At 40.8% G+C, this 10,781-nt stretch carries 10 protein-coding genes; all 10 read right to left on the reverse strand.

What is annotated here, in order from left to right; all coding sequences use genetic code 11:
* Window positions 1-26: 26 nt before the first annotated feature.
* A complete protein-coding gene (locus AN393_RS17880; RefSeq protein WP_235576216.1) occupies window positions 27-566 on the reverse strand; it encodes a hypothetical protein in 540 nt (179 codons plus the stop codon).
* Window positions 567-3,881 carry a PKD domain-containing protein gene (locus AN393_RS17885; protein WP_055016480.1) on the reverse strand — a complete coding sequence of 1,105 codons (3,315 nt, stop codon included), beginning with the start codon at window positions 3,879-3,881 and terminating at the stop codon, window positions 567-569.
* A gap of 17 nt (window positions 3,882-3,898) precedes the next feature.
* Window positions 3,899-4,984: a 23S rRNA (cytidine(2498)-2'-O)-methyltransferase RlmM gene (gene rlmM, locus AN393_RS17890; RefSeq protein WP_055018785.1), complete on the reverse strand. Its 1,086-nt coding sequence runs from the start codon at window positions 4,982-4,984 to the stop codon at window positions 3,899-3,901.
* A 17-nt stretch (window positions 4,985-5,001) separates the two neighbouring features.
* A complete protein-coding gene (locus AN393_RS17895) occupies window positions 5,002-5,370 on the reverse strand; it encodes a DUF423 domain-containing protein (protein WP_055018786.1) in 369 nt (122 codons plus the stop codon).
* Window positions 5,367-6,002 (reverse strand): alpha/beta family hydrolase, encoded by a 636-nt coding sequence (locus AN393_RS17900; RefSeq protein ID WP_055018787.1) that lies wholly within the window; start codon window positions 6,000-6,002, stop codon window positions 5,367-5,369. Before AN393_RS17900 ends, AN393_RS17895 begins: the two co-directional genes overlap by 4 nt.
* A 2-nt stretch (window positions 6,003-6,004) precedes the next feature.
* The gene (locus AN393_RS17905) at window positions 6,005-6,901 is read right to left on the reverse strand and encodes a transcriptional regulator GcvA (RefSeq protein ID WP_055016476.1); all 897 of its coding nucleotides are present in this window, start codon (window positions 6,899-6,901) and stop codon (window positions 6,005-6,007) included.
* 128 nt (window positions 6,902-7,029) lie between these two features.
* A complete protein-coding gene (gene kdsA / locus AN393_RS20250; protein WP_055018788.1) occupies window positions 7,030-7,884 on the reverse strand; it encodes a 3-deoxy-8-phosphooctulonate synthase in 855 nt (284 codons plus the stop codon).
* Between the two features lie 9 nt (window positions 7,885-7,893).
* Window positions 7,894-9,147 carry a DUF819 domain-containing protein gene (locus AN393_RS20255; RefSeq protein ID WP_055018789.1) on the reverse strand — a complete coding sequence of 418 codons (1,254 nt, stop codon included), beginning with the start codon at window positions 9,145-9,147 and terminating at the stop codon, window positions 7,894-7,896.
* A gap of 14 nt (window positions 9,148-9,161) precedes the next feature.
* The gene (locus tag AN393_RS17920; RefSeq protein WP_055016473.1) at window positions 9,162-9,989 is read right to left on the reverse strand and encodes a tetratricopeptide repeat protein; all 828 of its coding nucleotides are present in this window, start codon (window positions 9,987-9,989) and stop codon (window positions 9,162-9,164) included.
* A gap of 252 nt (window positions 9,990-10,241) precedes the next feature.
* Window positions 10,242-10,616 (reverse strand): SirB2 family protein, encoded by a 375-nt coding sequence (locus AN393_RS17925; RefSeq protein WP_055018790.1) that lies wholly within the window; start codon window positions 10,614-10,616, stop codon window positions 10,242-10,244.
* Window positions 10,617-10,781 lie beyond the last annotated feature (165 nt).

Consider the following 10,781-nt stretch of genomic DNA (forward strand, 5'->3'; position numbering starts at 1 on the left):
AGCACCTTATGGTGCTTTTATTTTACCTACTTCAATTTAAGTGCTGTGTAATTTAATTTAGCGCGCCTTGGTAGTGGTGCATTTTTTTCATCTTGTAAAATAAACGCAGTGATCACTATCGAGAATAACTGCTTTTCAAACGTTATGTTGATGACTTCGCCTATTTTAGTTTTATAAGTATGCTGCTGATTAAATAGTTTAAGCTCGCCGTTTGCTAATTGCTCAACATACAAATAGGGGGTGTGCAAAGGCAGTTTTAACCTTATAACATTTAAACTGCTTTGCTCTTGCACTGCAATCCACTCACCTTCTTTATAAAGCGTATTAAAACGCGTTATGCCCTCGGGCTGTAGTACAGAGTCTTTTTGTATTAAACACGTGCTGCACCCGTTTACACGCCTTTGCTGCCAATTTACTGGCTTGTTATTATAATAAAGTGCATCAGTTAGTAACCATTCACTATCATGGCTTTTACCAGTGTTATGTGTGGCGTTTTGGCTACACGCAGCGATAAAACAAATAATAGCACCTTGCAAGAGGACTGCTTTTATAAATCGGTAGCTCATTTAGTGCTCTTTAATTGCTTTAATTTGGTTGATTATAACCTCGCTTGGTGCTGCTTCTTTTATATAGCTAGGCAATGAAGTAGAAACAGCTTGAACACGTTGTTGTTGATACTGTTTATGGCTCATTGTATTGGCAACACCAAATCGATTGCCTGCACTTTGCGAGTAAAACTGCAAGTTGATCATGCCCCACTCGTCAGCGTCGGTAAGTACAGTAATTTGCGAGTCTTGGTTTGCATCAAAGTTAGTCAATGTATCACCAAATATTGCATTGCAATTATAATCAACTGCCTCGGAGCCTGGTCTATTTAACCCGGCGCTTTCTTCAATAGCACTTTCATTTATATCTGCAGCACTACCGTTTGAATAATCAATTATAAAGTCATCTGTCGAGCCCGTTTGATTATTAGTATTTGGTACAAGGTCACAATTAATATTATTGGTATAAAACCGATCGTAATAACGGTCGCCTTCATTATTGCCTATGCTTGCAAGCCCCGTTAATTGATATAAGTAATTCATTGAGCTTAAATGGTTTGGCTTAAAGTTCACTTCTTCATCGCCACCATGGTAAAGCCCTAAATTATGGCCTAACTCATGAAAAATAGTAGATGCTTGGTAATTGTTCGTCACATTTTGTGATGTTTGATCATCAACCGATAACCCCCAACCGCCCATGGTCAACATTAGGTCATTACCATTTATTTCAGCAATACCCGAGCCACTAATGCTGCCGTCTTCGTTACCACTGTTTGCCATTAATAAATAATGAAAAATCGGACGGCGCGTTGTATCGGCATATTCCATTTTATAAGCAAATAAATTAGCTGTGCCTTGATCATATTCAAAGGGCGTGTAGCTGTTAAATGGTACGGTTGTACCGCCCCCTAAATCAAAGTTAGCGGTAGAAATACCCGTGCTTTGATCAAACAAATCGCCCACATCAAAGTGAACCATGTAACCATTAGATGCAAATACACTCACTACTTTTTCAAGTGCTATGCGCTGTGGCGTAATACCTGGATCTGTACTGTCCATATAATCAATTTCTATAAATATATCTTTTTGATTTTCACGTGCTCCCCATTCATATAAGGGTAGCCCGCCAAAGGTTGAGCCTTCTTGCTCAGCACAATCTGGAATACCATCTAAATCAGTATCGGTATCACAGGTAACATCGTTTTGCCCTGCAGGCGTATTAAAAACTGAGTAAGACCAATCGCCTGCTTGGTTAGTATCTGTTGCATTAAGCACTCGTTTTAAACTTGACCCTTGTTCAGCCTGCATTGCTGGCGCATTGCCGCCTTGCCACTGCGCGGCACTAACTGGTTGCTGGTTAGAGTTACCAAATTTTACAAAGTCGATTGTTTGTGTTGCTGCGCTGTTTAATAGCTCTGCATAGCCATTTATATACCAATAAGGACGTAGTTCATCGCTTTGGTTACCCACCAGCACAATTTTAGGGTTATTAAGTGCCGCACTGGCTAAAAATTCATCACCAAAGCGGCTTTGCAGTAAAATATAACTGCCGTTTTCTACTACTTTATTGGGTAAAGTAAATACTTGCTCGGCGCTTACTGAACTATCAAGCATATTAATTGCGCGCGTTTTTAATGAGTAATTTTGTAAATTAACAGCCTCTCCAGTGCCATTATAAATCTCAACCCAGGGCGTATCATTAGTAAATTGAACCGATATGATTTCAGTTATTTTTAAATCTTGGGTAGACGTAGTAAACTCACTCACTTGACCAGCTATTGAAGCAGTGCCGAAGAAATTTACTAACTGATCAGTTAAGCGGACTTTGTATAGCGTGTTTTCTAAAAAATTAGCGCTTAGGTTAACGCTTTTAAAATACTCATTCGTTTCATCTGGCCCATCAGAGATACTTTCTAAATTCAATGCCACACAGGTTGCAAAATCATCACTTGATACCTGAATACTGCCTTCACAACTACCCGCGCTACTATTAACAGTTAACGAACTACTGCGCATTACATCAGAGAACGTAATGCTAAGGGGGGTGTCAACCAATACCGGTTCATCTGATCCATTAGGTGTTATTTCTGTCACCGTTGCTGCGCTGGTATCAACAATTGTCGTATTAAGTAAAAAATTAGTGCTGTCTTCACCGTCACTGGCTATCAGGGTATAGCTTTTTGCAGAAATACTATTTACAGGCGGTGTATAGCTAAAGCGCAGCGCTTGGGCATCAATAACGCTCACTTGTGCCCCTTCTAAATCATCTGGAAAGATAATTTGTACCGTATCCCCATCGATGTCATTTACTGATAAATTAAATTCAGCACTTAAGTTGTACTCCACTTCAAGGCTTACATCATCAGCTACAGGTGGAGTATTTGGCGGCACCACAGCAACTGTTTTTTGGGCACTGTTAGTTGCATCGTCGTTATCTTTAACTGTGGCTAGAAAGGTAATATTAGTATTTTGAGCAACTACGGGGGCAATAAACGTTATACTAAACTCTGTTTGCGTAAATTCGACCACGGGGCCGTTTGTTTGCTGCCAGCTTATTTCGTTAATAGTGCCATCGTCGTCTTGCGCAGTGGCTGTTATTGTGACTGACTCATTTTGCATTGCCTCCTCAGGCCCTGCTAAGGTAATACTAGGCGCACTGTTTAATTGCGTAATAAGTACCGTTGCACTGCCTTGCACAGTGCCTCCTGCATTATCAGTTACAGTAACAGTAAAACCTAGCGTTTCGTTTTCACTCACATTCGGTGCAGTAAAGTTTAATACACCTTCGGTTTGGCTAAATTCAATAGAGGAACCAGCAGATTGCACCCACACTATGCTGGTAATCGTGCCGTCGATATCTTGTGCATTAGCCGTTAAACTCACTTGGGTATTAGCCAGTGCGCTGCTTGGGCCTGTAATGTTTACCGTAGGAGGCGTGTTTTGGACAGTAACCGTGCCTGAAAACACCTGCTCTGTTGTCGCCCCGTCGTTATCGGTTACTAGCACCGAAAAGCTAAAATTAGTGTCAGTATTTACATTTGGGGCAGTTACCGTGAGTGTGTTGCCATTGGCTGTAAAGGTAAATTCAGGCCCCGATAGCTGCTGCCACTGGTAACTAGAAACCTGCCCGTCGCTATCGCTTGCTTGAGCTGTAATGGTAAAGGTTTGGTTAGCAACAATAACACTGCTGCTAACATCAATACTAACGGTAGGGGCAGTATTAGCAGTTGAACCGCTGTCTGAGGAGTCACCATCACTGCCCCCGCCTCCGCAACCGGCTATTAAAAGTGATAAAAAAAGTAATCCTAGCCATTTGTAAACATTATTTAATACCACTTTTATGCCTCTATGATTTAGCTATACAAATTTTGGGGCACCTTAACAACGTTTAAATGAACGGTGATTTCCTCACGATCATGATACAAATGCTTTGCTTGCAACTCATAGGTTATACCGTACTTAGTAAGCTCTTCTTTGATCATCGTCAGGCATTCATAAACACTATCAAAGCGTTTTTTCATAGGCAGCTTTAAATTAAATATAAGCTCTTTGGCGTATGCGTTTACTGCCCAGTCAATCATTAGATTAGTCACTTTGGTTGGTTTTTCCACCATATCGCACACTAACCAATTAATATTTCTTTTTTCTGGGCGATATTTGAAACCATCGGCTCTAAAATGTTTAACTTGGCCTGTTTCCATCAAACTATCGTTCATTGGGCCATTATCTATTGCGCTCACAAACATGCCTCTGCGCACTAATTGATAGGTCCAACCGCCAGGGCAAGCACCTAAATCAACCCCTCGCATGCCTGGTTGTACTCGCTCTTCACGTTCTTTCTCAGGAATAAAAACATTAAAGGCTTCGTCAAGTTTTAACGTTGAGCGGCTCGGTCCATCACTTGGCATACGTAAACGTAAAATACCCATAAAAAATGGCGAATTATTATAGCTATACGAATACCCTACATACGCGGCATTATTGGCTAAAAATAGTACATGCATCACTGGGCGGTTTGCTTTTGGCTCACGCAATACCGTGTTTTGTTTTTCAAGTGCTTTTTTTAGTGGTGTTGATATTTTTTTACAAAAGGTCAGCAGCTCTTTGCCTTCGTTAGTATCGGGGGTTTCTACACGCAATTCACTGCACAATGGAAAATCCTTTGCGGCTTCTTTTAATGCCGTCACACGGTCCTCTACCGGCATATTTTCAATCAACGTACCTGCAAACCACTGGCGCGCAAATACCATATTTTTAAAGTCGACCTTTTTGATTATTTCGTCGCTGTGTTGCGCTTCAAAACATTCATAAATCACGTAGCCGGTATTTGGTTTGGCTTTAACATAGCCGGCAAAACCTTGCTCGGCAGCATGAAACGTTATTTCAGCAGCCGCATCGTTTTCAAAACCACTACGACAATAAATCACAACACTAGACATATTAACCCTTAAACTCTTTAAAACTTAAATCGTGCAACTTGCACTAAAATAACAACCCAACCAATTATAAAACATAACCCACCTAATGGGGTTATTGGCCCTAACCACTTCATGCCGCTGAGGGCTAATAAATACAAACTGCCACTAAAAAGCAGCGTACCGGCAATAAAAAAACCACCCGCCATAGTTAAATTAATACCCCACTTAATTAAAATCGCTACGGCTATAAGCGCTAGGCCATGCATCATTTGATACTCAGCTGCGGTTTTAAATACCCCAAGTGAATACTCAGTTAAACGACTTTTTAAGCCATGCGCGGCAAACGCCCCTAACATAACCGACAGCATGCAAAAAAAGCTGCCTGTAAGTAAACATAACTTAATCATAATTGCTCCACTCTATTGGCTATAAATTTACCTGCTTCACGCGCCGCTGTTTCGCGGTTTTCAAGCTCGCTCACTCCACTTTTTTTACGCGGTTTGAGTGAATGATCACCATCGCTAAGCCATACAAAGCTTGGCTGTTTTGGCATAGAAAGCGTTTTAAGCTCTTCGCGAGTGCCAAAGGTATCTCGTTCGCCTTGTAATACTAAAAACGGGCAAGGTATGTCTGCAAAGTGTTCGGTGCGTAACTTTTCGGGCTTACCGGGTGGATGAAACGGATAGCCAAACGCTAATACACCTGCAATCGGTTGAGTAGAGGTACAGGCAAGCATAGATGCCATACGCCCACCCATCGACTTGCCGCCAATAAATAACGGTAAATTAGGCTGCGCATGTGTTAGTACTTGCTCGTAATAAGCTAACAGTTTAGGGGCTCGCTCTGGCGGCCTACGTTTTTGTGTTTGTTTAGCAATTTGCATGTATTCAAAATCAAACAAACCTACATCAATACCCTGCGCACTAATGAGTTTAGCCATCTGCTGCATAAAATCAGAATCTGAACCAGCCCCTGCACCATGTGCAAATATAAACTGTGCAATAGCCGGCTGCGTTGCGCTTTTAAACCATTCAATCATTATTAATACTCTTGTTCTTGTTCAACCAAGCTGAGCATCCAATCTTTAAACGAGACTATTTTACCCAGCTCTGTTTGCGACTCTCTGATCACTAAGTAATACGCATTTTTGCTTTCTAAACTGTGACTAAACGGGATCACTAAACGACCAGCATCTATATCGGGTTTGGCAAGCACACTATTGCCTATTGCTACCCCTTGGCCGTGCACCGCGGCCTGTAGCACCATTGATGAGTGGCTAAATATAGGGCCTTGATTCACTTGAACGTTGCGTACACCCGCCGTTTTCATCCAAGTTTTCCAGTTACGCCGTGTGGTATCGTGCAACAGCGTGTGTTGAGCTAAATCACTTGGCTCATTAAGCGGCTTATGACCGCTTAATAACAGCGGGCTGCATAAAGGCACTAAATACTCTGTGTGTAGTTTGTAAGTTTGAACCCCGCTCCAATGCCCTCTGCCATAATAAATAGCAATATCTACATCATCACTTAATGAATTTTCATCTTGGTCTTGCGCTTTTATACGCACATCTATTTCAGGGTGTAGCTCATTAAACAAACTTAACCGAGGTACTAACCACTGAATCGCAAAACTAGGAGTTAAGCTTACGGTAAGTGACCCCTTTGCACCGCGAGCAAGTAGCTTTTCGGTAGCATCTATTAACTGCGTAAAAATCTCTTTTATATCTAAAAAGTACCCTTGGCCTTCTTCAGTTAACAACAACGAGCGGTTTTTACGTAAAAACAATTTTAGGCCTAAATGTTCCTCAAGTGTTTTAATTTGGTGGCTCACTGCTGCTTGCGTTACATACAGTTCTTCTGCTGCTTTAGTAAAGCTTAAGTGGCGTGCCGCAGCTTCAAAAGCTTTAAGTGCGTTTAATGGAGGGACTCTTCTTGACATAGTAACCAAGCTTAGAATTAGTTTTTCTTATGCGTAAGATTATATACAGCATCGTTGTGCGTGTATATTAAAGGAATAAAAAAAGCGACCTAAGCCGCTTTTTAACTATTACCTAAATAGGTGTTAAATTATAAATCGCTTGCGCTTGTATCAAGTGGTGCAAAGCTTTTAATTAAATCATCTACCGCTTTCATTTGCGATAAGTACCCTTCAAGTTTGCTAAGTGCCAATGCACATGGACCATCACACTTTGCTTCATTAGGGTTAGGATGCGCTTCAATAAATAAGCCCGCTATACCCAATGCCATGCCACTGCGAGCAAGCTCGGCAGCTTGTGCACGGCGTCCATCAGCAGAGTCTGCTCGCCCGCCTGGGCGTTGTAGCGCATGGGTTGCATCAAAAATAACCGGTGCCATAGCTTTCATATCATCCATACCTAGCATATCAACCACTAAGTTGTTGTAACCAAAGCTTGAGCCGCGCTCACACAGTGCAACATTGTTGTTACCCGCTTCATTAAATTTAGTAATGATATGACGCATTTCATGGGGTGCTAAAAACTGTGGTTTTTTCACATTAATAATGGCACCCGTTTTAGCCATAGCGACTACTAAATCTGTTTGGCGTGCTAAAAATGCAGGTAACTGAATTACATCAACCACTTCAGCAACAGGCGCAGCTTGGTGTGGTTCGTGCACGTCGGTTATAAGCGGAATATTAAAGGTATTTTTAATCTCTTCAAATATTTTTAAGCCTTCTTCCATACCTGGGCCGCGGTATGAATTTATTGATGAGCGATTCGCTTTATCAAACGAGGCTTTAAATACATAAGGAATATTTAATTTAGACGTTACTTCTACATAGTGCTCTGCAATGCGCATTGCTAAATCGCGCGACTCTAAAACATTCATACCACCAAATAATACAAATGGTTTGTCGTTTGCCAGCTCAATGTTATTAATATTAATTACTTGGTTGTTCATTTAAATTCCTTAAGGTGCAACTGCTTGCATCATTAATCCACAAATGTAGGCCATATATGTACCTACACCATACCCTAGTACAGCTAATAAAACGCCCACTGGTGCAAGCGAAGGGTGAAACGCAGAAGCCACCACAGGCGCCGACGCAGCACCGCCAACGTTAGCTTGCGAGCCCACCGCCATATAAAATAACGGGGCTTTTATTACTTTGGCTACAATCAGCATTAAACTTGCGTGTGTTAGCATCCAAACAGCCCCAATTAAAAATAACCCTGGGTTACTAAATATAGCGGTTACGTTCATATGTAAGCCAATTGATGCCACTAAAATATATAAAAAGCTCGAAGCAACTTTTGATGCGCCAAACGCTTCTATTTGTCTTACTTTAGTAAATGATAAACTAATACCAATCGTGGTTGAAATAACAATTAGCCAAAAGAATTTACTGTTTAAGCTGTACTCTTTAGCCCACGCATAATTGTTTGCAAAAAACGGCCCTAAAAAGTCGGCACAAAAATGAGCGAGCCCTGTTATACCAAATGCTATGGCAATAATGGTCATGTAGTCATTAAGTGTCGGCATGCGAGCATGCTGTGCATGGTATTGCTCAACACGGCTTTTTAAATCTTCTATAGCGGTTGTATCAGCCCCTGTTGCGGCATCAATTTTTTTATGGTTTGCGGCCATTAGTAATAAAACAGCCATCCAAATATTCGCCACAATCACATCAACGGTCACCATAACCGAGAAAATATCGCCGCCCACTTCAAACATTTCTTTCATTGAAGCTTGGTTAGCGCCGCCACCAATCCAGCTGCCGGCAACCGTTGTCATACCACGCCAAACAGCATCTGGGCCGTGGCCGCCTACTAAATCAGGGCTAAATACACTCACCACTAAAATTGATAAAGGTCCACCTATCACAATACCCAGCGTTCCCACTAAAAACATAATGAGTGCTTTGGGGCCTAAATTGATAATCGCTTTTAAATCAATACTAATGGTAAGTAAAATTAAACATGCAGGAAGTAAATATCGCGAGGCAACATAATAAATATTGGAGCTATGCCCATCAACAATGCCAAAGGTATTGAGTAAAGAAGGTAAAAAGTAACACAGCAATAATGCCGGTACATACTTATAAAATGCTTTTAGTTTGGGGTTTTCGCTGCTAGAGGTTTTAAAAATAAACCCTAAAATTACAGCAAGCAACCCCAGAACAACAGCATCATTAGTAATTAATGCAGTGTGAGTATCAGCCATATTTGTTCCTATTCTTAATGGTGTGTTTTATTATTATCTTCAAGTTCTTCTAGTTGATGCTGAATAATTTCGATTGCCGGATCGTCCGGGCACTCATCAATAAAAAACTGTAAATCATCGCGTGCCATTTTAGGACAATCTAACTGGTTGAGTAAGTAACCTCTGTCGCGTCTCTCGTACGGGTCATCGCCTAATAGCTCCATTAGCAACTCAACACAAACTAAAGCATGGCCAAATTTATTCTCGCTAATAAACGACCATTTTTGCTGCGCTAAAAACAGTTTATAAACTTCATCGTTATAGATAAGTTCAAGTGGCTCTTGCTCTTGGCCATTTTCTTCATCTGCATTTTCAGGAATGATGTACCAACTTTGTTGCCCACTGCGCGGCTCAATAATGTAGCCTTCTTCATCACTTATAGCGACATGCACGCTAATATCGCCCTGATTAATACACACACTGGCGTCTAAATGCGCTTGCTCAAGCAAGTGTGTTAATAAAATTCCTAATGTGGTTACAGAGCCGCTGCGCATGGTGAGTGTGTAACTCAAACTATTTATTTTATGCTCTGGCACCTTTAAGCCTGAGGCACTAAATAGCCACTTGCTATAAAAAGTATCGAGTAAAGCTTCTAATCTATCGTGAGGGTCTTTTTGCTTAACGCACAATGCATTTATCTGCTGTTCAAAGTCAGTTAAAACAGAAAAAGTAGGTGCTAAGTCTATTTGAGGGTCCCATTTCGATTCTGCATTAATACACCGATAAAGTGGCGGTGGAGTAAATTCATCATATGTATCATCTAAATAAGATTCGTCGTGTTCGTCATACCCGAGGGTGGTCATCAATACTACAACATTTATTAAAAAACGAAGGCATAGTTTACCTAATTTTAAGGATAGTTACCAATCCAGCAAAGCTTTGGCTTATAAATTAAGAATAGTGATGTGCTTTACAAAAAAGTGGCAGCCACGGTAGCTTGTGAAAGTGTGAAGGATTTGGCAAATACAGAGCGGCGTTTGCAGAATAAAGCGTTTGTCTAGGGAGCTGTGCGTGTCTAAAAAATTATACACGCACCGACTCTTAACCAGAAATTCTTATAAAAGTAGTGGCGATTTAGCCGTTGCTAAATACCCTATTGCTAAAATGACCACCGTATTAACCGCCACATACATAATTTTAGGCAGTGTTTTCGTTTGTTTAACGCTAATAATACCTATCACAATGTAAATCACCACAAGCACTATTTTTTCTAATAACCATAGTTGCTCAAATGGGTTTATTTTGGCCATAAATACGAGTGTAAATGCAGAAATAAGTAACAAAGTGTCAATGCTGTGACTACCAATAAAAACCAATTTATTTTTGGCAAGCTTGCCACTGCCCATACGCGAAAAAGAGCGGATGTAAAATAAAATAACGCTTAGCATAGCAATTGCCATGTGTGAGTGTTTTACTGCTAAATAATCCATAAGCCTCAGTACTTTTTGTTTTAATAAAATTATTATACCAATCCGCATAAGTAAGTGATCTATTTTGAGGATGGAAAAACGTGTTGATAGCAAGACAAAAAATTCGCTATTTAGTTGTTCTCGGCAATTGCTCCTGCATTGCTCTACCTTCTGCATCCATGCAGT

The sequence above is a fragment of the Pseudoalteromonas sp. P1-25 genome (genome assembly GCF_001401805.1).
Taxonomy (GTDB): Bacteria; Pseudomonadota; Gammaproteobacteria; order Enterobacterales; family Alteromonadaceae; genus Pseudoalteromonas.